26 protein-coding genes are annotated in these 22,580 nt (G+C 67.9%); 19 read left to right on the forward strand and 7 right to left on the reverse strand.

The window, feature by feature from the left end:
- Window positions 1–37 precede the first annotated feature (37 nt).
- The gene (locus tag ACFVJ3_RS01415; RefSeq protein ID WP_378450332.1) at window positions 38–1,294 is read left to right on the forward strand and encodes a serine hydrolase domain-containing protein; all 1,257 of its coding nucleotides are present in this window, start codon (window positions 38–40) and stop codon (window positions 1,292–1,294) included.
- Here ACFVJ3_RS01415 and ACFVJ3_RS01420 read toward each other — a convergent pair.
- A complete protein-coding gene (locus tag ACFVJ3_RS01420) occupies window positions 1,291–1,686 on the reverse strand; it encodes an SRPBCC family protein (protein WP_378450333.1) in 396 nt (131 codons plus the stop codon). The genes ACFVJ3_RS01415 and ACFVJ3_RS01420 overlap by 4 nt on opposite strands.
- A 156-nt stretch (window positions 1,687–1,842) precedes the next feature.
- Here ACFVJ3_RS01420 and ACFVJ3_RS01425 point away from each other — a divergent pair, with 156 nt between their 5' ends.
- The 4 genes from ACFVJ3_RS01425 to ACFVJ3_RS01440 all read left to right on the forward strand — a co-directional run bounded on the left by ACFVJ3_RS01425 (window position 1,843) and on the right by ACFVJ3_RS01440 (window position 5,273).
- Window positions 1,843–2,514: a HemK2/MTQ2 family protein methyltransferase gene (locus ACFVJ3_RS01425; RefSeq protein ID WP_378450334.1), complete on the forward strand. Its 672-nt coding sequence runs from the start codon at window positions 1,843–1,845 to the stop codon at window positions 2,512–2,514.
- 69 nt (window positions 2,515–2,583) lie between these two features.
- A complete protein-coding gene (locus ACFVJ3_RS01430; RefSeq protein ID WP_378450335.1) occupies window positions 2,584–2,712 on the forward strand; it encodes a hypothetical protein in 129 nt (42 codons plus the stop codon).
- A 73-nt stretch (window positions 2,713–2,785) separates the two neighbouring features.
- Window positions 2,786–4,132, forward strand: coding sequence for a M16 family metallopeptidase (locus tag ACFVJ3_RS01435; RefSeq protein WP_378450336.1), 1,347 nt, complete (start codon window positions 2,786–2,788; stop codon window positions 4,130–4,132).
- 34 nt (window positions 4,133–4,166) lie between these two features.
- Window positions 4,167–5,273, forward strand: coding sequence for a zinc-binding dehydrogenase (locus tag ACFVJ3_RS01440; protein ID WP_378450337.1), 1,107 nt, complete (start codon window positions 4,167–4,169; stop codon window positions 5,271–5,273).
- Window positions 5,274–5,287: 14 nt separating this feature from the next.
- Here the strand turns inward: ACFVJ3_RS01440 and ACFVJ3_RS01445 are convergent, their stop codons facing one another.
- Entirely contained in the window at window positions 5,288–5,773 is a 486-nt protein-coding gene (locus tag ACFVJ3_RS01445) for a MarR family winged helix-turn-helix transcriptional regulator (RefSeq protein WP_378450338.1), read from the reverse strand.
- A gap of 90 nt (window positions 5,774–5,863) precedes the next feature.
- On the opposite strand from ACFVJ3_RS01445, the gene ACFVJ3_RS01450 reads away from it, so the two are divergent.
- From ACFVJ3_RS01450 to ACFVJ3_RS01470, 5 genes are all read left to right on the forward strand, one after another.
- Window positions 5,864–6,481 (forward strand): TIGR03086 family metal-binding protein, encoded by a 618-nt coding sequence (locus tag ACFVJ3_RS01450; protein WP_378450339.1) that lies wholly within the window; start codon window positions 5,864–5,866, stop codon window positions 6,479–6,481.
- A gap of 103 nt (window positions 6,482–6,584) precedes the next feature.
- A complete protein-coding gene (dapB, locus tag ACFVJ3_RS01455; protein ID WP_378450340.1) occupies window positions 6,585–7,343 on the forward strand; it encodes a 4-hydroxy-tetrahydrodipicolinate reductase in 759 nt (252 codons plus the stop codon).
- Window positions 7,340–7,819, forward strand: a complete 480-nt coding sequence (locus ACFVJ3_RS01460; protein WP_378450341.1) for a hypothetical protein — start codon at window positions 7,340–7,342, stop codon at window positions 7,817–7,819. Before dapB ends, ACFVJ3_RS01460 begins: the two co-directional genes overlap by 4 nt.
- A gap of 29 nt (window positions 7,820–7,848) precedes the next feature.
- Window positions 7,849–8,307 (forward strand): flavodoxin family protein, encoded by a 459-nt coding sequence (locus ACFVJ3_RS01465; RefSeq protein WP_378450342.1) that lies wholly within the window; start codon window positions 7,849–7,851, stop codon window positions 8,305–8,307.
- 45 nt (window positions 8,308–8,352) lie between these two features.
- Complete coding sequence (locus ACFVJ3_RS01470; RefSeq protein WP_378450343.1) at window positions 8,353–9,585, forward strand: winged helix-turn-helix domain-containing protein; 1,233 nt, start codon at window positions 8,353–8,355, stop codon at window positions 9,583–9,585.
- A gap of 4 nt (window positions 9,586–9,589) precedes the next feature.
- Here the strand turns inward: ACFVJ3_RS01470 and ACFVJ3_RS01475 are convergent, their stop codons facing one another.
- The 3 genes from ACFVJ3_RS01475 to ACFVJ3_RS01485 form a co-directional block, all read right to left on the reverse strand.
- Window positions 9,590–10,024, reverse strand: a complete 435-nt coding sequence (locus tag ACFVJ3_RS01475) for an SRPBCC family protein (protein ID WP_073359988.1) — start codon at window positions 10,022–10,024, stop codon at window positions 9,590–9,592.
- A 102-nt stretch (window positions 10,025–10,126) separates the two neighbouring features.
- A complete protein-coding gene (locus ACFVJ3_RS01480) occupies window positions 10,127–10,603 on the reverse strand; it encodes a toxin-antitoxin system HicB family antitoxin (protein ID WP_378450344.1) in 477 nt (158 codons plus the stop codon).
- Between the two features lie 27 nt (window positions 10,604–10,630).
- Window positions 10,631–11,443, reverse strand: a complete 813-nt coding sequence (locus tag ACFVJ3_RS01485) for a tyrosine-protein phosphatase (protein WP_378450345.1) — start codon at window positions 11,441–11,443, stop codon at window positions 10,631–10,633.
- A 193-nt stretch (window positions 11,444–11,636) separates the two neighbouring features.
- On the opposite strand from ACFVJ3_RS01485, the gene thyX reads away from it, so the two are divergent.
- The 6 genes from thyX to ACFVJ3_RS01515 all read left to right on the forward strand — a co-directional run bounded on the left by thyX (window position 11,637) and on the right by ACFVJ3_RS01515 (window position 19,837).
- Entirely contained in the window at window positions 11,637–12,389 is a 753-nt protein-coding gene (gene thyX, locus ACFVJ3_RS01490; RefSeq protein WP_378450346.1) for an FAD-dependent thymidylate synthase, read from the forward strand.
- A 43-nt stretch (window positions 12,390–12,432) separates the two neighbouring features.
- Window positions 12,433–13,341: a 4-hydroxy-tetrahydrodipicolinate synthase gene (gene dapA, locus ACFVJ3_RS01495; RefSeq protein ID WP_378450347.1), complete on the forward strand. Its 909-nt coding sequence runs from the start codon at window positions 12,433–12,435 to the stop codon at window positions 13,339–13,341.
- On the forward strand, window positions 13,338–15,344 hold the full coding sequence (locus ACFVJ3_RS01500; protein ID WP_378450348.1) for an RNase J family beta-CASP ribonuclease: 2,007 nt from the start codon (window positions 13,338–13,340) through the stop codon (window positions 15,342–15,344). Before dapA ends, ACFVJ3_RS01500 begins: the two co-directional genes overlap by 4 nt.
- Before the next feature lie 25 nt (window positions 15,345–15,369).
- Window positions 15,370–15,993, forward strand: a complete 624-nt coding sequence (locus ACFVJ3_RS01505) for a TIGR03085 family metal-binding protein (RefSeq protein ID WP_378450349.1) — start codon at window positions 15,370–15,372, stop codon at window positions 15,991–15,993.
- 80 nt (window positions 15,994–16,073) lie between these two features.
- On the forward strand, window positions 16,074–18,644 hold the full coding sequence (locus ACFVJ3_RS01510) for a DNA translocase FtsK (protein ID WP_378450350.1): 2,571 nt from the start codon (window positions 16,074–16,076) through the stop codon (window positions 18,642–18,644).
- 209 nt (window positions 18,645–18,853) lie between these two features.
- Window positions 18,854–19,837, forward strand: coding sequence for a TerC family protein (locus ACFVJ3_RS01515; RefSeq protein ID WP_378450351.1), 984 nt, complete (start codon window positions 18,854–18,856; stop codon window positions 19,835–19,837).
- A gap of 43 nt (window positions 19,838–19,880) precedes the next feature.
- Here the strand turns inward: ACFVJ3_RS01515 and ACFVJ3_RS01520 are convergent, their stop codons facing one another.
- Window positions 19,881–20,165 carry a YciI family protein gene (locus ACFVJ3_RS01520; protein WP_005240736.1) on the reverse strand — a complete coding sequence of 95 codons (285 nt, stop codon included), beginning with the start codon at window positions 20,163–20,165 and terminating at the stop codon, window positions 19,881–19,883.
- 74 nt (window positions 20,166–20,239) lie between these two features.
- Window positions 20,240–20,764: an amino-acid N-acetyltransferase gene (locus ACFVJ3_RS01525; protein WP_005240737.1), complete on the reverse strand. Its 525-nt coding sequence runs from the start codon at window positions 20,762–20,764 to the stop codon at window positions 20,240–20,242.
- 117 nt (window positions 20,765–20,881) lie between these two features.
- Between ACFVJ3_RS01525 and pgsA the strand changes: the two genes are divergently transcribed.
- From pgsA to ACFVJ3_RS01540, 3 genes are all read left to right on the forward strand, one after another.
- Window positions 20,882–21,544 carry a CDP-diacylglycerol--glycerol-3-phosphate 3-phosphatidyltransferase gene (pgsA, locus tag ACFVJ3_RS01530; protein WP_378450352.1) on the forward strand — a complete coding sequence of 221 codons (663 nt, stop codon included), beginning with the start codon at window positions 20,882–20,884 and terminating at the stop codon, window positions 21,542–21,544.
- Entirely contained in the window at window positions 21,541–22,041 is a 501-nt protein-coding gene (locus tag ACFVJ3_RS01535; RefSeq protein ID WP_378450353.1) for a CinA family protein, read from the forward strand. The genes pgsA and ACFVJ3_RS01535 overlap by 4 nt, the downstream gene beginning before the upstream one ends.
- A gap of 71 nt (window positions 22,042–22,112) precedes the next feature.
- Window positions 22,113–22,499, forward strand: coding sequence for a helix-turn-helix domain-containing protein (locus ACFVJ3_RS01540; RefSeq protein WP_378450354.1), 387 nt, complete (start codon window positions 22,113–22,115; stop codon window positions 22,497–22,499).
- The last annotated feature ends 81 nt before the right edge of the window (window positions 22,500–22,580 follow it).

Genomic DNA, 22,580 nt, shown 5'->3' on the forward strand with positions numbered 1-22,580 from the left:
TCACTCCCGGGGCCGCCCGGATCTGCGAAGCTCGGGTATGGCACCGAATCGGCGGGTTCTCCTGTTGGTGTGCGTCCTCGCTCTCCTGGCCGCGTGCACGTCGAACACCTCGTCCTCCGATTCGTCCTCTTCTGACGCGAGCAGCGGTTCTGCCGTCGCGGCGGCGGATCCGGCGCAGGCCGACGTCGTGATGAAGATCGTGCGCGACACCATGGCGGAGAGCCACCTGAAGGCGGTGATCGTGCGCGTCACGGTCGACGGCAAGGAAATCGTCACCCAGGCGGTCGGGGAGTCGATGACCGGGGTGCCGGCGACCACCGACATGCACTTCCGCAACGGAGCCGTCGCCATCTCCTACGTCTCCACGTTGCTGCTCCAACTCGTCGACGAGAAGAAGGTGAGTCTCGACGACACGGTGTCGAAGTGGTTGCCCGACGTTCCGAACGCCGACCGCGTGACGCTCCGACAGCTCGCCCAGATGACGTCGGGCTACGTCGACTACGTCATCGGCAACACCGAATTCGCCGACGCCCTCTACGCGGAGCCGTTCCGCAACTGGACGCCTGAGGAACTCTTGGCGTTCGCGACGTCCAAGCCTCTCCTCTACGAACCCGGGACCAATTGGAACTACGCCCACACCAACTACGTCATCCTCGGGTTGGCTCTCGAGAAGATCACCGGTCAGCCGATGACGAAACTCATGCAGGACAAGGTGCTCGGTCCGCTCGGCCTCGACAACACCACGGATCCGGGGACGGCGGCGATCACCGAACCCGTCCTGCACGCGTTCTCGTCCGAGCGGCGTGAGGCCCTGCAGATCCCGCCCGGTGCACCGTTCTACGAGGAATCCACGTACTGGAACCCGTCGTGGACCATCACTCACGGAGCCATCCAGACCACGAACATCTACGATCTCCACGACACGGCTGTCGCCATCGGCACCGGTGAGCTGCTCTCGCCCGAGTCCTACGAGGCCATGGTGTCGACGGACCTGCGCGGCAAGACGACCGCGCTGCCCGGCTGCACCACCTGCTTTCCGCAATCGGAAAGCTACACCTACGGGCTCGGACTGCCGATCGTGGGCAACTGGCTGATGCAGAACCCGCTGTTCAGCGGATCCGCGGCGGCCGAGGCGTATCTGCCCTCGCAGAAGATCGCCATCGCCGTCGCCGTCACCTACGAGCAGGCCGCCTTCGACGACGCGGGGTCCTACAAGAACGAGGCGGACAGGCTGTTCCGGAAGATCGGCGCTCAACTCGCTCCGAACGACGCGCCGCCGATGGCCGTCGGCTAGCGTTCGCCCGCGACCCGGCCGAGTCGACGGACGAGAGACCGCACCACCGGGCCGTAGGTCGCCGCGAGTATGGAGTCGAGGGGTCCGGGAGCGGACATCGTCATCGTGATCCGCGAGCCGGCACCGCGGGGTGCGACGGCGTGCTCGAGCGCCATCGGTCCCACCCGCCACGTCCAGGAACGGCCCGGTGTCTTGGCCGAGATCGATGCGGGAACGGGCACGATCCAGAGCAGTCGCGCCGCTCCACGCCGGCCGGCCTGAATTTCGGGGGATCCGAGACCCCACGCGCCGCGAACGTGCGGCGCCCACTCGTGCCAGCGTGAGGGCCGAGAGATGAGCGCCCACGCGACGTCCACCGAGGCGTCGGAATCAGCTGAGAAGGAATGCGGCACGGCGAAGGAATACCCGGTTTCGACCCCGGCAGACACCGCAGATGCGGCTCGGGGAGGGGGCGGACGTGAACACCGGGTGAATTGGCCCGTGTCGAGTTGCATGTAACTCGGGGTACTGGCCACGCTTGTGGGGAACGGCGAGGGAGGGAGCCGATCATGCTCGTTCGTCTACCCGGGGTGTATCGGCCCCAGCGTGACACCTGGCTGCTCGCCGAGGTGCTGGCGGCCCGAGATCTCGGACCGGGCACCCGTGTGCTCGATCTCTGCTGTGGCACAGGGGCGTTGAGTGTCGAGGCGTGCGCGGCGAGAGCGGGGTGGGTGACGGCGGTCGACGTGTCACGCCGGGCCGCGATCAGTACGTGGCTCAACGCCAAACTGAACCGCCGGACGATCCGCGTCGTGAGGGGCGACCTGGTGGACTCCGTCCGGACGCTTCGCTTCGACGTGGTCGTGGCCAACCCGCCCTACGCGCCGGCGACGGACGACGGCAGGCCGGGCCGGGTGCTCGCGCGGGCATGGGATGCCGGCGTCGACGGGCGCGCCGTGCTCGATCGGATCTGCAGCGAGGCCCCGGACCTTCTCGCCCCCGGCGGCACCCTGCTCCTCGTCCAGTCGACGCTCAACGGAGTGGACAAGACGCGGGCGATGCTGGAGGAACGGGGACTGCGGGTGGACGTGGTCGCGTCGGAGGACGTGCCGTTCGGTCCCGCTCTCTCGTCCCGCACGAGGATGCTGGAGGCGCGGGAGATGATCCGGCCGGGCCAGCGCACCGAGCGCATCGCGGTGCTGGCCGCGGCCGACCTCCGGTCCGGCGACGCCCTACGCTGACCCGCCGACGGCGTCCGCGTTCCCGGAGGTTTGTCCGAGTTGCCACGATCTCGTGGCAACTGCGATTCCATGGATGGGGTGCTGCTGCTCGTCTTCGGATTCTTCCTCGGTGTCGCGGGAACGGTCGGCTACCGCAGCCGCGACGTCGCCCGGAACGGCGAGCTGATCGGCTCGCAACCACATCGTCGACGCTGGTGAACGACTGTCGGGTGCCGCGTGTAAAGTTTGCCGTTCGACGACGCCCAGCTTTCGAGGACTGCTGAACCACTACATGGCCAAGATCGATCGCAGCCGCACTGCCACACTGACCCAAGCGCCGACCCTCCACGAGCCGGATGCCGGCGTCCGGCGCACCGTGCTCCCGGGCGGGCTCCGGGTGGTCACCGAATACGTTCCCGGTGTCCGATCCGCGTCCGTGGGCGTCTGGGTGGGTGTCGGATCGCGTGACGAGCAGCCCACCGTTGCGGGGGCCGCGCACTTCCTCGAGCACCTCTTGTTCAAGGCCACGCCGTCGCGCAGCGCCCTCGACATCGCGCAGGTGATGGACGGCGTCGGCGGCGAGCTCAACGCGTTCACGTCCAAGGAACACACCTGCTTCTACGCGCACGTGCTCGACGACGACCTGCCCCTCGCCATCGACCTCGTCAGTGACGTCGTCCTGCGGGGCCGCTGCCGGTCCTCCGACGTCGACGTGGAACGGCAGGTGGTCCTCGAAGAGATCTCGATGCGCGACGACGACCCGGAAGACCTCCTCGGCGACGCGTTCCTGACCGCGCTCTACGGCGACCATCCCGTCGGCAGGCCCGTCATCGGCAGCATCGAATCGATCGAATCGATGACTCGCACCCAACTTCATTCGTTCCACGTGCGGCGCTACACACCGCCGCGCATGGTGGTGGCCGTCGCCGGCAACGTGGAGCACGAACCGACGGTCGAGCTGGTCCGGCGTGCGTTCGCCGGGCACCTCGAATCGGCGTCCGAACCCGCCCCACGACGCGCGGGCACCCTGCGCCTGCGGACGGAGCCGACACTCAGCCTGACCAACAGGGACAGCGAACAGGTCCACCTCTCCCTCGGGGTGCGCGCGTTCGGGCGGCACGAGTCGCACCGCTGGGCGCTGTCGGTGCTCAACGCCGCGGTCGGTGGCGGACTCAGTTCCCGGCTCTTCCAGGAAGTGCGGGAGATCCGGGGACTCGCGTATTCCGTGTACTCGGGCATCGACACGTTCTCCGACACGGGTGCGTTCTCGATCTACGCCGGGTGCCAGCCCGAGAACCTCGGCGAGGTCACCACGGTGATCCGGGAGGTGCTGTCGAACGTGGCCGCCGAAGGCATCACCGACGCCGAGTGCGCCCGCGCCAAGGGATCGCTGCGGGGCGGACTGGTTCTGGGACTGGAGGATTCGGGTTCCCGGATGCACCGCATCGGTCGCAGCGAGCTCAACTACGGCAATCACCGCAGCATCACCGAAACCTTGAGCAAGATCGACGCGGTCACCACCGACGAGGTGCGCGAAGTCGCCAGAGTCCTGCTGCAGCGCCCGTTCGGCGCCGCCGTCGTCGGACCGTATCGTCGCAAGCGTGACCTGCCGGCCTCGGTGCGCGGCATCGTCCGGTAACGAGGATTCGCCGAAACAAGAGGAGAAGCCCGAGATGAAGATCCGTGGAGCGGTACTCGAGGAGATCGGGAGAACACGCCCGTTCGCCGAGTCGGCACCGATCACGATCTCCGAACTCGACCTCGACGAGCCCGGCGAGGGCGAGATCCTCGTCCGGATCGAGGCGGCGGGCCTGTGCCATTCCGACCTGTCCGTCGTCGACGGCAACCGGGTGCGCCCGGTCCCGATGCTGCTCGGGCACGAGGCTGCGGGGCGGATCACCCAGCTCGGCGCCGGCGTCGACGACGTCGCGGTCGGACAGCGTGTGGTCATGACGTTCCTCCCTCGCTGCGGTGAATGTGAAGGCTGCGCCACCGACGGCCGCATGCCGTGCGTCCCGGGGACCAGTGCGAACAACGACGGAACCCTGCTCGACGGGGGAGCGCGACTGCACCGCGGCGACGACGCCGTGCACCACCACCTCGGGGTGTCCGGATTCGCGACGCACGCGGTCGTCAACCGCCGCTCGGTCGTTCCCGTCGGCGACGACGTTCCAGCGGATGTGGCGGCCGTGCTCGGATGCGCGGTCCTCACCGGTGGCGGTGCCGTCCTCAACGCCGGCGACCCGCAACCCGGCCAGGCCGTGATGGTCGTCGGGCTCGGCGGGGTGGGGATGGCCGCGATCCTGACGGCGGTCTCCCGGGGTGCCGGCGAGGTCATCGGCGTCGACGCCGTTCCCGAGAAGCTGCAGACCGCACGCGAACTCGGCGCGACGGCCGTCTACACCCCGGCGGAGCTCGAGGAAGCCGGTGTCCGGGCACCCATCGTCATCGAGGCGGCCGGGAATGCGCGCGCATTCGAATCGGCTGTTCGCGCAACCGCTCCCGGTGGCAAGACGATCACCGTCGGATTGCCGTCCCCCGACGCGCGGTCGTCGATCTCCCCGCTCACCCTGGTGGCCGAGGCCCGCACGATCATCGGCAGCTACCTCGGGTCGGCGGTGCCGTCCCGGGACATCCCGATCTACGAGGACCTCTGGCGCGACGGGAAGCTTCCCGTGGAGAAACTCATCTCCTCCCGCATCACGCTCGACGACATCAACCGCGGCATGGACGAACTCGCCGACGGCAAGGCGATCCGGCAGATCATCGTGTTCGACTGATCGCGCGAATTCCGTCAGGTGGTGTCGCCCGGGCGCCCGGTGACGTCGTCGACCGGCAGTGCCGACAGCGCGATCAGGGCGGACAGGAAACCCTCGCGGTCGCGCGCGGGCAATCTGGCCAAGAGCCGCTCCTCGCCCCGCCGGATCGCCGCCTGCGCGGAGTCGCGCACGTCGTGCCCGTCCGGGGTCAGCGACAGCAGCCGGGCCCGGCGGTCCGCGGGATCGCGCTGACGGTCGATCAGGCCGCGGTCCTGCAGGTCGTCGAGCACGCCGATGATCCGGGTCTTGTCGGCGCCGATCACTTCCGCGAGCGCGGCCTGGGTGCGCAGCGGGTGCTCGTCGAGTGCCAGGAGCACGACGTATCCCCACATGGTCAGCCCGTGTTCCGCGAGCACGGGCAGTTCCGCCGCCACCAGCGACCGGTTCAGGGCTGTCGTCATCGCCGCGAGGTCGGGGCGGGTGCGTTCGTGCTGTCCGTTCGTCGGGTCGAGGCTGGGCATATCGCAGAAAATACACCTTGACCGATCATCTACTGAGGTAGATGATAAGCGGACGCATATCAATTCGATTCGAGTGACGAGGTGTCGACGATGGATGTGGACGAGGTCCGGCGCTGGGATACCCGCGCCGTGCAATCGAGTGTGGAGTTCGTGTCGCAGGTGACGCGCGAGGATCTGCAGCGCGCGACACCGTGTTCGCAGTGGACTCTCGGCGAACTGCTGGCCCACATGACCGTGCAGCACCTCGGATTCGCCGCAGCGGCCGGGGGCGGCGGTCCCGACCTGTCGAACTGGCAACCGCACGCGTCGGCGGATCCCGTTGCCGCGTATCGCTCGGCGGCCGACACCGTCATCGAGGCCTTCGCCCAGGATGGCGTCGGCGAGCGGCAGTTCTGGCTGCCGGAGATCAGCATCGAGTTCCCGTTCCCCGCAGCCACGGCCGTCGGGTTCCACTTCCTCGACTACGTCGTCCATTCGTGGGACGTCGCCCGGTCGCTCGGCCTCGACTTCGCGCCCGAATCCGGCATGGTGGCCGCGGTTCTCCCCATCGCACGTCTCGTGCCGGACGGGGCGGACCGGCTGCGCGAGGGGACCGCGTTCGCGCCCGGACTGCCGACCGCCGCCGACTCCGCCGATTTCGGCGCGGTGCTGTCGCTGCTCGGCCGATCACCGCAGTGGCACCCCGAGTACGAGGCCGGCCGCGTCTGACGACGAGACGCAGGTCTCCCGCCCCGCCCCTGCGCACCGGTCGGCACGCGGCGATTGCGTAGGCTTTCGGGCGAATCGTTGTGACTGGACGGAGCGTGGAGAAGTGAGCGCAGCAGCACCCATCAGGGTCGGGGTTCTCGGGGCCAAGGGCAAGGTCGGCCGAGCGATCTGCGAGGCGGTGGAGCAGGCACCGGACCTCGAACTCGTCGCGGAGGTCGATCACGGCGACAGGCTGGAGACGTTCGTCGAGGCCGGAACGCAGGTCGTCGTCGACTTCACCCACCCCGACGTGGTGATGGACAACCTGAAGTTCCTCGTGTCCAACGGTATTCATGCGGTCGTGGGCACGACGGGGTTCGACGAGGCCCGGCTCGACACCGTGCGGTCGTGGGTGTCGGAGCGACCCGAGGTCGGCGTCCTGATCGCCCCGAACTTCGCGATCGGTGCCGTGCTCTCCATGCGCTTCGCCGAGGCGGCGGCACGATTCTTCGATTCCGTCGAGGTCATCGAGTTGCATCACCCCAACAAGGCGGACGCGCCGTCCGGCACCGCCTACCGAACCGCCGCGCTCATCGCGGAGGCCCGCCGCAAGGCGGGTGTGGGACCGAGCCCCGACGCCACGACCACCGAACTGGACGGTGCGCGCGGTGCCGACGTGGACGGCGTGCGGGTGCACTCCGTGCGGCTGGCGGGTCTCGTCGCCCATCAGGAGGTCATCCTCGGCACGCAGGGCGAGACGCTGACCATCCGGCACGATTCGATCGACCGCAACTCCTTCGCCCCCGGCGTCCTGCTCGGGGTGCGGGAGATCGGCTCCCGACCCGGCCTGACCGTCGGTATCGACCCCCTCCTCGACCTGTGAAGGACGGCTCGACCAGGACCGTCGTCACGATCGGACTGCTGGTCGCGGCGCTGGCGTTCTACTTCGTCCTTCTCGGCCGACGGGGGATCGAGCTGATCCAGGACGGCGGAGCAGCCCCGATCGGCCTGGGTGTCGGCGTCCTGATCCTGCCGTTCCTGGGCGCCTGGATCGTCTTCGCCACGCTCCGTGCCGGATTCCAGCATCAGCATCTGTCCCGCCGCATCGCCGACGAGGGACTCGAACTGGAAGTCGGCGATCTGCCGAAGCGCCCCTCGGGCCGCATCGACCGGGACGCGGCCGACGCACTGTTCCAGCAGGTCAAATCCGAGTGGGAAGCAGACCCGGACAACTGGCGGAACTCGTACCGGCTCGCCCGCGCCTACGACTACGCCGGCGACCGCGGCAGGGCCCGGGAGACGATGAAACGGGCCGTGGAACTCGAACGCGTCGAACGGGAAGGCGAACCCGGCCGGTAGTAAACGGACCCGGTCGTACGCTGACGACTGTGAAGTCACTACTCGTCGTCCACCACACGCCGTCGCCGGTGACCCGTGAGTGCCTCGAAGCCGTGCTGAAAGGCGCGCGGGACCCCGACATCGACGGCGTCGAGGTGAAGTCGATCCCCGCTCTCGGCGCGACCGTGCCCGATGTCCTGGCAGCCGATGGGTTCCTGTTCGGGACGTCGGCCAACTTCGGCTACATGTCCGGTGCGCTGAAGCACTTCTTCGACACCGTCTACTACCCGTGCCTCGACGCGGTCGCCGGACGTCCCTACGGGCTCTGGGTGCACGGCAACAACGACACCGCCGGCGCCGTGAAGTCGGTGCAGAAGATCGTGACCGGGTTGGCGCTCACCCAGGTGGCCGAGATCCTGGAACTGACCGGATCGCTCGACGCGAGCGCGCGGGAGCGGTGCTACGAACTCGGTGCGACGGTCGCGGTGACGCTGGCCGAGGGCGCCTGACGTCGCTGCCGTGACTGTGTCGGTGGTTGATGGCAGGCTGCGGGCATGCGTGAGATGACCGCCGCCGCGGCCCGGAGATCGGCGCTCTGGGCGCAGGGCTTCGCCGACCGGAAACCGGCCGGGGCGCCGACGCGCAGGCACGTCCGTTCGGTCCTCGACCGGGTGCGGCTGTTCCAGATCGACTCGGTGTCAGTGGCCGTGCGCGCCCACTACGTCCCGCTGTTCAGCCGTCTCGGTGTGTACGACCGCGGGCTGGTCGATTCGGCAGCGTGGTCGCACTCCGCCCGTGCACCCCGGATGCTGGCGGAGTACTGGGCGCACGAGGCGGCGTTCATCCCCGTCGAGGACTGGCCCCTGCTGCGCTGGCGGATGCACCGGTACCGGCACGGTCGCTGGTCCGGCGAATCCCGCGTACTCGACCGCAATCCCACGCTCGCCGCCGACGTGCTCGACGTGATCGGTGCCGTCGGTGCGTGCAGCGCGAGAGATGTGGAGAAACACCTCGAGGTCGACCGACCGGACCACAAGGGGCCGTGGTGGGATCGCAGCGACACCAAAGTGGTGTGCGAGCAACTGTTCGCGTCCGGCGCGCTCGCAGTGGACAAACGGGTCGCCTTCACCCGTCACTACGACCTGAGCGAACGTGTGCTGCCGAAAGCGATTCTCGCCGAGGAAGTCTCGGAGGAGGACGCCGTCCGTGGCCTCGTGCAGCGGTCCGCGCGGGCCCTCGGTGTGGCCACCGAACCCGATCTACGTGACTATTACCGATTGTCGCCGGCGCAGACCGCCTCGGCCATCGAGGAACTCGTCGAGGACGGGGTGCTCGAACGGGTCGGGGTCCGCGGCTGGGATGTGCCCGCATTCGTCCACCGCGACGTCCGGGTTCCCCGGAAGGTGGAGGGAGCCGCGCTGTTGTGCCCGTTCGATCCGCTGATCTTCTGCCGTCCCCGGACCGAGCGGATATTCGACTTCCGGTACCGCCTCGAGATCTATACCCCCGCACACAAACGGGTCCACGGGTACTACGTCTTTCCGTTCCTGCTGAACGGTGAACTGGTCGCGAGGGTCGATCTCAAGGCCGACCGCGCGTCGGGAACGCTCGACGTGCGATCCGCATTCGTAGAACCCGACCGGAGTCCGGGGCGCGTGGTGGAGGCGCTGCTCCCGGAACTGCGAAGAATGGCAACGTGGTTGGGTCTGGACGACATCCGGGTGGACGATCGCGGCAACCTCGGTGCCCTCCTCGCGGCCGCGACGGCGAGGCCGCGAGGAGAGTGAGGAACTACAGACTCTCGACGAACTTCGTCAGGCCCTTGCTCGCGGTCTCGAGTGCCGTCTTCTGCGCCTTCTTCACGAGGAACCCGGGCAGCGGGATCTTCGGGTCGACGGTCAACTCGAACGTCACCTTGGTGCCGGCGCCCGACTCGGTGAGAACGTACGAGCCGTCCTGCGCGTTCTGCTGGCCGCTCTCGACGAGGTGCCACGACACGGTGTCGTCGCCCTCGAAGGTGTAATCGACCACCTGCTCGTCGCTGATGCCGAGGATCGAGACGTTCATGCGAACGCGGTGGGGGCGGCCGTCGTCGTGTGTGCTCTCGATGGTGACCGACTTGTGGGCCGAGGACCACTCGGGCAGGCGATCCACCGCAGCAATCGCGGCCATCACCGTGGCCGGATCGGCCTTGATCTCGAATTCCTTGACGCCGGAAACGGCCATGTTCTTCGCTCCTTCGAGCCTCTGGCGACTCTCACCGTGTGGCTGATGCGACGTAATTACATCACCGCCGCCGAGAGGAGCGTGGAGTGAGTGCTGTGGTGCTCAGAAATTGTCTCGCCCGGTGCGGCGCATCTGGTCCTTGAGCGCACCCTGGACCGCCTGCGACACCCAGGAATTGAGCGACACACCGTTCTCGGAGGCGGCCTCCTCGGCCTTGGACTTGATCTGATCCATGAGACGCAGGGTGACGCGACTGATGTCACCGGTGACGTCATCGAAGGCGGCACCGAGGTCTTCGGCGCTCGCGGTCCGTTCGCCCTGCGGCCCGGGAGCGGCAGGTGTGCGGTGCACGTCGACGGCCACCTCGCGGCCGTTCAGACGCACACCGACGGTGCGATTGCCCAGTTCGGACGACACCTCACCGGCAAAATCGGTGAGCGCCGAAAGGAGCAGCAGGCGCGCGGCGGGTTCGACCGCGGCGGCGAGCGCCGCGGCGGTCGCCCGAGTCTGCTCGTCGCCGAGTGCAGCTGCTGCGTTCAGGTCGTCTCGCAGCCGGGAGACGTAGATGCCGAGGTCCATGACGCCAGCATGGCGTCATTGGTGACGTCAGTCAAGCAGTCGTGACTTCAGCTGAGAGATGTCGCCGTCGGACAACTTCAGTCCCTCCGACACGTAGGCGTCGAAGCTGCCGTAGGTGGCGACGGCCGTGTCGAACGCGGTGTCGAGCCACGCTCGGTCGACGCCGTCCAGTCCGGGATGCCCCGGATCGGCGCCGCGGTAGGTGTTGCTGAGCAGAAAGTCCGCAGTCACCGCGTCGCGAGGCACGCCCAGGATGGTGAGCAGCACAGCCGTCGCCCATCCGGTGCGGTCCTTGCCTGCGCTGCAGTGGTAGATCACGGCGCCGTCGGACGCCGCGATGTCGTGCAGAACCGCCGAGAACGCCTCGTTCGCCCCCGGGCCCGTCACGAAGGCGCGGTAGGCGGCGGGCATGTCGACAAGAGTGGTGATCGGTGACTGCCCGAGCACGTCGTGCCAGTTCCCGGCTGCTCCGGCCGGAAGCCGGTCCGGCGCGAGTGCCCGCTCGTATGTCGTGCGGAGGTCGTCGACGACCGTCACGTTCGAGGATTCGAGTTGTGCGAGGTCGCGCGGGGTCAGCCTGTCCAGCGCGTCCGTGCGGAACACCAGACCGGAACGGACGACCGCACCTTCGGCCGTCGGGTATCCGCCGACGTCACGGGCGTTTCGGGCACCCTCGAGCCCGAGCGAACGCGGCGCGGTCGCCGCCTGTGCCGGCCTCTCGGCAACCGACGGTCCCGCCGCGGGCGGTCCGGCGAACGCCGGGGGAGCGGCCCCGAGAACTGCTGTCCCGAGAACTGCGATCACGACGGCGCGGCGTGCGCGACCGGTCCGGTACTGCACAGGAAGTCTCCCTCGCGGATCTGCGACACCACGGAAAGAGTGGGTGAGACGAAGACTGACACGCGCGGGTGAACTCACGGGAACCGGGCTGTTCCGGGACGGGGCACGCCGAGCCCCCGATCAACGCTGCGACTAGGGTCGATGCATTGAGGAGGGACTCCCGACCAGGGAGTTCGGTAGGAGGAACAGCGCAGTGCCGCAGACCGTGCCGCTCAGGGTGCAACTCGTCGCGAAGACGGAGTTCTTTCCGCCGGCGGACATTCCGTGGGAGACCGACGCCGACGGCGGCGAAGCGCTGGCGGAGTTCGCGGGCCGGGCGTGCTACCAGAGCTGGTCCAAACCCAACCCCCGCACCGCAACCAACGCCGGATATCTGCGCCATCTGCTCGAGGTCGGGCACGAGTCGGTCCTCGAACACGGCACCGTCAGCTTCTACATCACCGGCATCTCCCGGTCCTGCACCCACGAGTTGATCCGGCACCGCCACTTCTCCTACTCGCAGCTGTCGCAGCGCTTCGTGCGCGAGAACGACGGCAACGTCGTCGTCCCGCCCGCGATCGCGGGCGACCCGGTACTCGAGGAGCTGTTCGCGAAGGCCACCGACGCGAGCCGGGCGGCGTACGACGAACTCCTCGAGGCCCTCGAAACGAAACTGGCGGACACCTCCAGCGTGCCGCTGCGCAACAAGCAGGCGAGGCAGGCCGCGAGGGCTGTCCTGCCCAACGCGACGGAGACCCGCGTGGTGGTCACCGGCAATTACCGCGCGTGGCGGCACTTCGTCTCGATGCGGGCCACCGAGCACGCCGACGTGGAGATTCGCCGCGTCGCGGTCGAGTGCCTGAGGCAGCTGCAGGCCGCCGCGCCGAATGTCTTCGGCGACTTCGAGGTACTGGACTGGGGCGACGGCACGGAGGTGGCGCGGAGCACGTTTTCCGCCGACGCGTGACTGGTGTGCAAAAGTACCTGGGTCACCGGGTAGCCTTCTGACCATGACCTACGGTGATTCCGCTTCTCCAGTCGAGCGTCCGTTCGGCACCGTGTCCACAGCGATGGTGACGCCGTTCACCTCGGACGGAAAGCTGGACGTCGACGCCGGTGTCCGCCTCGCGGCGTACCTCGTCGACAACGGGTGCGACTCCCTTGTCCTCGCCGGTACGACCGGTGAGTCGCCGACGACCACCGAGAACGAGAAGCTCGAGCTGCTCCGGGCAGTGATCGACGCGGTGGGCGACCGCGCGAAGATCATCGCCGGCGCGGGCAGCAACGACACCGCGCACAGCGTCGAACTCGCCCGTGACGCCGCCCGCGCGGGCGCGCAGGGCCTCCTCGTCGTCACCCCCTACTACTCGCGTCCGCCGCAGGCCGGACTGTTCGCGCATTTCACCGCCGTCGCCAACGCCACCGACCTTCCGGTCATGCTCTACGACATTCCACCCCGCTCCGTGGTCCCCATCGAGACGGAAACCATCCGGCGCCTCGCCGAGAACCCGCGCATCGTCGCGGTCAAGGACGCCAAGGGCGACCTCAACGCGGGCGCCGAGCTGATCGGCACCACGGACCTCCAGTTCTACTCGGGTGACGATCCACTCAACCTGCCGTGGCTGTCGGTGGGCGCGACGGGATTCGTCAGCGTCATCGGGCACCTCGTGCCCGGCCGGTTGCGCGAACTGCACACGGCGTTCGCGGCCGGTGACATCGCCCGCGCCCGCGCGATCAACCTCAGCCTGATCCCGGTCATCCGCTCGGTGGCGCGTCTCGGCGGCGTCAGCGCATCGAAGGCGGGTCTGCGCCTGATCGGCCTGGACGTCGGCGAACCCCGGTTGCCGCAGGTGGCACCCACCCACGATCAGCTCGACCTCCTGGCCGCCGATCTGCACGCTGCGGGGGTGCTCGCGTGACTCGACCGCCTCGTCGTCGCAGCGCCAGCCGCCAGGCCGGTCCCCCTTCCCCCACAGCGAACGAGCCGACGAAGTCGGCGCCCCCGGCCACCGAGCCGCCGAAGTCGGTTCCGGTCGTCGCCGAGCCGCCGAAGTCGGCGCCCGTTGTCGCGGACCAGCCGACGGCGCCGAAATCGGAGCAGGCCAAGTCCGCGCCCGTGAAGACCTCCTCCACGAAGGGCGGCGCCGCGAACAAGTCGTCGTCGCGCTCCGGCAGGCGTGGCGGCGGTACCAAGCGTCAGGACACGCGGCCGGCTTCGGTCGACCCGACGGCCCGTCTCGGCGCCCCGCCGAAGGCTCCGTTCAAGGGTCTGCGGGTGGTGGCGCTCGGCGGCATCGGCGAGATCGGTCGCAACATGACCGTCTTCGAGCACCAGGGCAAGCTGCTCATCGTCGACTGCGGTGTGCTGTTCCCGGAAGACCAGCAGCCGGGTGTCGACCTGATCCTGCCGGACTTCCGGCACATCGAGGACCGGATGGCCGACGTCGAGGCCGTCGTCCTGACCCACGGCCACGAAGACCACATCGGCGCCATCCCGTTCCTGCTGCGCCTGCGGCCGGACCTGCCCGTGGTGGGTTCCCGGTTCACGCTCGCGCTCGTCGCCGCCAAGTGCCGGGAGCACCGCCAGCGCCCCAACCTCGTCGAGGTCGTCGAGGGGCAGCGCACGGAGCACGGTCCGTTCGAGTGCGAGTACTTCGCCGTCAACCACTCGATCCCCGACGCCATCGCCGTCGCGATCCGGACCGACGCCGGAGTCGTGCTGCACACCGGTGACATCAAGCTCGACCAACTCCCGCTCGACGGCAGACTCACCGACCTCGCCGGCTTCTCCCGTCTCGGCGACGAGGGCGTCGACCTGTTCCTCGTCGACTCCACCAACGCCGAGGTGCCGGGATTCGTCACCCCCGAACGTGAGATCGGGGGAGTGCTGGACAACGTGATCGGCAAGGCCAAACAGCGCGTGATCGTCGCCTCCTTCGCCAGCCATGTGCACCGCATCCAGCAGGTGGTCGACGTCGCCCACCGGTACAACCGGCGGGTCGCGTTCGTGGGCCGGTCGATGGTCCGCAACATGCAGATCGCACAGGATCTCGGATACCTGAGCGTGCCGGACGGCCTGGTGGTCGACATCGACACCGCGGCCAACCTGCCCGACGACCGGCTCGTCCTCATCTCCACCGGCTCGCAGGGTGAACCGCTGTCGGCGTTGTCGAGGATGGCCCGCGGTGAGCACCGGCAGATCAACATCCGGGCCAACGACCTCGTCGTGCTGGCGTCCTCGCTGATCCCCGGCAACGAGAACTCCGTGTTCGCCGTCGTCAACGGCCTCGCCAAGCGCGGCGCCACCGTCGTCACCCAGCAGAGCGCGAAGGTGCACGTCTCCGGTCACGCGTCGGCGGGAGAGCTCCTGTACCTGTACAACGCGGTCCGGCCCACCAACGCCATGCCGGTCCACGGCGAGTGGCGTCACCTGCGAGCCAACGCCGCCCTCGCGAAGGCCACCGGCGTGCCGGAGGAGCGGATCGTGCTCGCCGAGGACGGGGTGGTGGTCGACATGGTCGACGGTCTCGCCGAGATCGTCGGACAGGTTCCCGTCGGACACGTGTACGTCGACGGACTGTCCGTCGGCGACGTCGGCGACTCCACGCTGTCGGACCGGCTGGTCCTCGGTGAGGGCGGGTTCATCGCCATCAACGTCGTCATCGACGACCACACGGGTCGTGCGGTCAGCACCCCCGAGGTGTCCGGACGCGGATTCTCCGACGACCCCACGGCCCTCAAGGATGCGGCTCAGCTGGTCGAGGCGGAACTCCTGCGCTTGGCTACCGAGGGCATCAACGATGCTCACCGCATCGCCCAGGCGATCCGGCGCGTCGTCGGCAAATGGGTGGCGGACAAGTACCGTCGCCGGCCGATGATCGTCCCGACCGTCATCGCGGTGCCGTCGGCCGAGGGCAAGTAGTTCTCCGGCAGGTAGATTCGGTCGGGTGACCTTCGCCCGAGATGAACGCCTCGCCCTCGTCGACTCGATGGCCGAATTCGGTCCCGACGCCCCGACCCTCTGCGGGACGTGGACCAACCGGGACCTGGCCGCCCACCTGATCGTGCGCGAACGACGCCTCGACGCTGCCCCCGGCATCGTCGTGGGTCGGCTCGCGGGCTACACCGAACACGTCCAGAACGAGACGGCGAAACGTCCGTGGAGCCGCCTGCTGGACGAGGTCCGGTCGGGTCCGCCGATGTGGTCACCGATGTACTGGGTGGACGCACAGGTGAACCTGGGGGAGATGTTCGTCCACCACGAGGACGTGCGCCGCGCCCACGACGGGTGGGAGCCGCGGGTCCTCCCCGACAAGAGCCAGGACGCGCTGTGGGGTCTCGCGCGCAAGGTCGGAAAGCTCGGCTACCGCCACTCCCCGGTGACGGTGGTGCTCGAGCGGCCGTCCGGGGAGCAGGCCACCGTCCGCAAGGCCGGTGCAGGCCGGGTGATCCTGCGCGGTGAACCGTCGGAACTCGCCCTGCACGCGTTCGGCCGGGATCAGGTACGGATCGAGACCGAAGGTGAGGCCGCCGACATCGAGGCCGTGACCTCCCTCGACCGAGGGTTCTGAGGGCATTTCGCCGCAGGTCTCCCCGTGTTACGGGTGTTGCGGATGGTCCGGAAGGTGCCGTAGCGACTAATCTGAGAGCCATGGCAGGTAAGGCGAGCGCCCGCGGTTCGAGCACGACGTCCACGGCGAGGACGGGCGTGCGAGGCGGCTCGACGACGTCCAAGCCCAAGTCCCGCACGACCCGGACGGTCAGCGCCCCGCGTAAGTCCACCTCGAAGAAATCGTCTACATCTGGCCCCCTCAAGTCGGTGGGCCGGGGGATCGGTGCCGGCTGGTCGCTGATGGCGAAGGGCGTCGGGGCCACGACCCGCACCGTCGGCAAGGCCGCCGAGATCGAACAGGGTCACCGGCGCGACGGCATCGCGCTCGGGTTGATCGCGATCAGCGTCGTGGTCGCCGGCGGAATCTGGTTCTCCGCGGGCGGTCCGGTAGGCGAGTGGATCGAGACCGGAGTTCGTGCCGTGTTCGGTGGCGCGTCCGGCGTCCTGCCCCTGATCGGCGTCGCCGTCGCGGTGATCCTGATAAGGACCGAGCCGAAACCCGAGATCCAGCCGAGGCTGGTCCTGGGATCGCTGCTGGTCGGTCTGCCCGCCCTCGGTCTCTGGCACATCGCAACCGGTTCGCCCACCGACACCGCGGGCAGGACCCGCGGCGCCGGATTCGTCGGGTACGCGGCGGGAGGTCCACTGACGGACGGCCTGACCGTCTGGCTCGCCGCACCGCTGCTGCTGATGGCGGCACTGTTCGGTGTCCTGCTGCTGACCGGAACCACGGTCCGCGAGGTGCCCGGCAAGCTGCAGTCGTACTTCGGAACGTCGTTCGGCCGCGACCACTACGCCGGCTACGACAGCGAGTACTACGAGGACGGCGAATACGACCCCACGCTGTTCGACGCCGACGGCTACCCGGTCGACGACTGCAAGACCGGGGCCCGGGGTGCCCCCGCCGACAACTATCCGACCAACGAGTACGACGTCAGCGATACCGCGAAGACGGAGGTGCTCGGACTGTGGGACACCGAGCCCGCCACGGAACCGGCGCCTGCGCCGGCGTCGAAACCGGCGCGCGCCAAGGCCAAGCCGGTCGTCGCCCCGAAGCCGGAACCCGAACCGCTGCCCGACGTCGACAAGTTCGTGACCGACCGGGTGGTCGAGGGCGACTACACGCTGCCCCCGACGTCGCTGCTCATCGAGGGCGATCCGCCGAAGAAGCGCAGTTCCGCCAACGACGCGATGATCGAGGCCATCACCGAGGTCCTCGAGCAGTTCAAGATCGACGCAGCCGTCACCGGATTCACCCGCGGCCCGACCGTCACCCGCTACGAGGTAGAACTCGGACCGGGCGTGAAGGTCGAGAAGATCACTGCGCTCGCCCGCAACATCGCATACGCCGTCGCCACCGACAACGTGCGCCTCCTCGCGCCGATCCCAGGCAAGTCCGCGGTCGGCATCGAGGTCCCCAACTCCGACCGCGAGATGGTGCGCCTCGCCGACGTGCTCACCGCCCCGAGCACCCGCAAGGACCACCACCCGCTGGTGATCGGTCTCGGCAAGGACATCGAGGGCAACTTCGTCAGCGCCAACCTCGCGAAGATGCCGCACCTGCTGGTGGCGGGTTCCACCGGTTCCGGTAAGTCGAGCTTCGTGAACTCGATGCTGGTGTCGCTGCTGTCCCGCGCGACACCCGACGAAGTGCGGATGATCCTCATCGACCCCAAGATGGTGGAGTTGACGCCCTACGAGGGCATTCCGCACCTCATCACGCCCATCATCACCCAGCCGAAGAAGGCCGCGGCCGCCCTGGCCTGGCTGGTGGAGGAGATGGAACAGCGCTACCAGGACATGCAGGCCAACCGCGTGCGTCACATCGACGACTTCAACGCCAAGGTGAAGTCGGGTGAGATCACCGCGCCACTCGGTAGCGAACGGGTCTACCGGCCGTATCCGTACATTCTCGCCATCGTCGACGAACTCGCGGACCTCATGATGACCGCGCCGCGCGACGTCGAGGACGCGATCGTCCGGATCACCCAGAAGGCTCGCGCCGCCGGTATCCACCTCGTGCTGGCAACACAGAGGCCGTCGGTGGACGTCGTGACGGGTCTGATCAAGACAAACGTGCCGTCACGGCTCGCTTTCGCGACGTCGTCCCTGACCGACTCGCGGGTCATCCTGGACCAGCCCGGCGCCGAGAAACTGATCGGTATGGGTGACGGGCTGTTCCTGCCGATGGGCGCAGGCAAGCCGACACGCCTGCAGGGCGCGTTCATCACCGACGAAGAGATCTCCGCGGTCGTCGATTTCAGCAAGAACCAGGCGGAGCCGGAATACACCGACGGCGTCACCGCCGCCAAGGTCGGGGAGAAGAAGGACGTCGATCCCGACATCGGCGACGACATGGACGTGCTGCTGCAGGCGGTGGAACTCGTCGTCTCCAGTCAGTTCGGGTCCACGTCGATGCTGCAGCGCAAACTGCGTGTCGGATTCGCGAAGGCCGGCCGCCTGATGGACCTGATGGAGACCAGGGGAGTGGTGGGCCCCAGCGAGGGTTCGAAAGCTCGTGAGGTGCTCATCAAGCCCGAGGAACTCGACGGTCTGCTGTGGTCGATCCGTGGCGGCGACCCGAACGAGGCGCCGTCCGACCAGGAGTAGCCCGCGTGCGCGTGTCCGAAATGGGCGATTCTCGCGCAGTGTGGTTGAATGGTCACCGAATTGGAGGGGAGTATCCCCACCTCTGTGACAGCATCGTCAACACGATCGGCACCATTGCCGATCCGGGGCTGTCAGTCGCTCGGACAGAAGGTTCCGGCGCGGCGGGAGAGACCTCCGGTACCCGCTAGGTCTACCGGAGGTCTGTGTACATGCATGTGTCACTGCTGGTCTGGGTCGTCACCTGTGTGGTGATTCTCGGACTGTTCGTCTTCGACTTCTTCGCGCACGTGCGCACACCGCACGCCCCCACGTTCCGTGAGTCGGCGTTCTGGTCGTCGGTCTACATCGGTATCGCGATCCTGTTCGGCCTGGTCGTGATGTGGTTGTGGGGAAGTCAGTACGGCGGCGAGTATTTCGCCGGTTACGTCACCGAGAAGGCGTTGTCGGTCGACAACCTCTTCGTATTCGTCATCATCATGGGAACATTCGCGGTGCCGCGGGAATACCAGCAGAAAGTGCTGCTGATCGGCATCGTGATGGCGCTGGTGATGCGCGGAATCTTCATCGGGGTCGGTGCCGCGGCGATCAACACCTACAGCTGGGTGTTCTACCTGTTCGGTGCGTTCCTCATCTACACCGCGTACACGCTGGTACGTGATCACGGGCACGAGAAGGAGGTGGAGGAGGAACGCGACAGCAAGATCGTCGCCGTCGCGAAGAAGATCCTCCCCACCACAGAGACCTACGACGGCGACAAGCTCGTCACGCGGATCGACGGCAAGCGCGTCGTGACGCCGCTGCTGCTCGCGCTGGTCGCCATCGGGTTCACCGACGTGCTGTTCGCACTCGACTCGATTCCCGCGATCTACGGACTCACCCAGGAGCCGTACCTGGTCTTCACGGCCAACGCGTTCGCGCTGATGGGTCTGCGTCAGCTGTACTTCCTGATCGGTGGTCTGCTGGACCGCCTGGTGTACCTGTCGTACGGCCTGTCGATCATCCTCGCGTTCATCGGCGTCAAGCTCGTGCTGCACGCCCTGCACGAGAACACGCTGGGCTTCCTCAACGGCGGCGAGCACGTGGCCGTGCCGGAGGTGTCGACGGTGTTCTCGCTCGCCGTCATCCTCGGCGTGCTGGCAGTGACCACCGTCGCCAGCCTTCTCAAGACGCGGAACACGACGCCGGCGCAGTAGGTCCGCCGGGCGTCGTGCTCGAGGGTGTCCGGTGCTCGTCGAGTCAGGAACTGAATTCGCCGAGCACCGGAACCCATTCGACGATCCGCGAGGCCGCCACGAGTCCGTTCCGGGCGAACGGGTCGTGGGTGAAGAGCAGTTCCACGGTCTCCGCGTCGGCGGCGTCGACGATGATGAATGCGCCGCTGCCGTCGGCGAACGGGCCGGACGACACGACGGTCTTGCGCTCGGCGAGCTCACCGAGCCACTCGCGGTGAGCGGGGCGATGCTCGTCGCGTCCGGCGACGGTATCGGCCGAATACGTGTACTCCACTACGAACAGGGACATGTTCTCGCTCTCTCGGGACGGGTTCGTCGAACAAAAAATGGGATCAGGGCACTTCTGTCTCACACGCTGGGATTTCAGAGGGTGAGAAGCATTCGGGTATTGCCGAGGGTGTTCGGCTTGACGTAGCTCAGATCGAGGAATTCGGCGACACCGGTGTCGTACGAGCGGCACATCTCGGCGTAGACCTCGGCGGTCACGGGTGTGCCGTCGATCTCGACGAATCCGTGCTTGCCGAAGAAGTCGACCTCGAACGTGAGAACGAAGAGACGCTCGAGTTCGAGTTCCCGCGCGACCTCGATCAACTTGGCCACCACGTGGTGGCCCGCGCCCTGGCCCTTGGCCGACGGATCGACCGCGATGGTGCGCACCTCGCCGAGGTCTGCCCACAGCACGTGCATTGCGCCACAACCGATCACGTTGCCGTCGCGTTCGGCCACCCAGAACTCCTGGACGGATTCGTACAGGGTCACGAGGTTCTTCTCGAGCAGGATCTTGCCGGAGTAGATATCGATCAGGCGCTTGATCTCGGGAACGTCGGAGGTTCGTGCTCGCCGCACGATCAGCTGATTGTCGGCGGTGTCCGGCGTCCGAGAAGTCATGTCGTGAACATTAGCCAACGGCCGTACCGATATTCTTAGGCACGTGCCGGTACGACCTGTGAATCCTCCCCACTCCCCGCTGCGTTCCGGGGTGCAGTTCGACGCTGCGGTGCTCCGATGAGCACGCAGCGCGAGGATTGGACGGCCGCCGACCAACCGGCGGTCCCGGATCCGTCGGTGGAACCCGCGAGTGAGACGGCCGTACCACTTCTGAACATCGCGAACATCCTGACAATTCTCCGGATCCTGCTGGTCCCGGTCTTCCTGGTCGTGTTGTTCGTCGGCGACGGACACTCGACGACGTGGCGCCTGATCGCCACCGGTGTGTTCGCGGTCGCGGCCATCACCGACCGGATCGACGGGCAACTCGCCCGCAAGTACGGTCTCGTCACCGATTTCGGCAAGCTCGCCGATCCCATCGCCGACAAGGCGCTGATCGGAGCGGCCCTCGTGGGGCTGTCGATTCTCGGCGACCTGCCCTGGTGGGTGACAGCGGTGATCGCGGTCCGGGAACTGGGCATCACCCTGCTCCGGTTCGCGGTCCTGCGACACGCCGTCATCCCTGCAGGCAGGGGAGGCAAGCTCAAGACTCTCGTCCAGACGATCGCAATCGGCTACTACCTGCTGCCGCTGCCCGACGGGTTCGAGGTCGCCGGCTGGGTTCTCATGGGTGCCGCCGTGCTGCTGACGGTGGTAACGGGGCTGGACTACGTCGTGCAGGCGGCCCGCCTGCGAGCCGGCGTGCACAAGGTCGAGGCGAACGCGAGCACCGGGGCGTGACCGATCCGCTGGTGGACGGCACGCGGGCCGGCGACCTCGTCGCCGTGCTCACCGCGCGCGGCGAGACGGTGGCCACCGCGGAATCGCTCACCGCGGGACTGCTCACCGCGACCATCGCCGGAGTGCCCGGCGCCAGCAACGTGCTCCGCGGCGGGCTCGTCGTCTACGCCACCGACCTGAAGGCCACCCTCGCCGGGGTCGATCCCACCCGGCTCGCCGCGGACGGGCCCGTGGCCGCGTCCACGGCACGCGCACTCGCGGACGGTGCCCGCGCCCGCTGCGGCGCCGACTGGGGCGTCGGACTGACCGGTGTCGCGGGCCCCGACCTGCAGGACGGACATCCGGTCGGCACCGTGTTCCTGAGCATTTCCGGGGCGTCCGGTACGGCCGTCCGCGAGCTCCGATTGACAGGTGACCGGTGGCAGATCCGTAAATCTGCGGTTTCCGCCGCCGTGTCGGGACTCCTCGATCGTGTGCAGGAAACATCCGCAGGCTAAGGTCGGGAACCAATCGGTCCTGTTCGCGCGTTGAGATAGGCGAGACAGGTGACGGATGAAGGAGGAGCGAGATGGCGCTGCTATTGCGTGAGGCAATCGGTGACAGTCTTCGGCGTACGCGCGTTTCGCAGAGCCGGACCCTGCGTGAGGTCTCCAACAGTGCTCGCGTGAGCCTCGGGTACTTGTCCGAGGTCGAACGAGGACGCAAGGAAGCCTCGAGTGAGCTCCTGGCGGCGATCTGCGACGCGCTGGCGGTCCCACTCTCCGATGTGCTCGTCGACGTCAGCGAATCGCTGTCCGACGGTTCTTCGGCCAAGCGTGCGGGCACACAGCGGCACGCGGTCGAATCCGCGCCCGCCGAGGCTCCCGCCGCGAGCGCACGACCGAGTTCGACGACCATCGCCCGCGACACCCGGGTGGTCATCCCTGCACCCGCGCAGGCGCTGGCTGCCGCGTAGCAACACCCGTGCCGAACCGATAGATTTCAATCAACCGCCGATCTCGTTGTCGGCGGTTCAGACAGGCAGTCGGGGCGCAGC

Origin of the sequence: Rhodococcus sp. NPDC127593 (assembly GCF_042671975.1) — a bacterium.
Lineage (GTDB): Bacteria > Actinomycetota > Actinomycetes > Mycobacteriales > Mycobacteriaceae > Rhodococcus_F.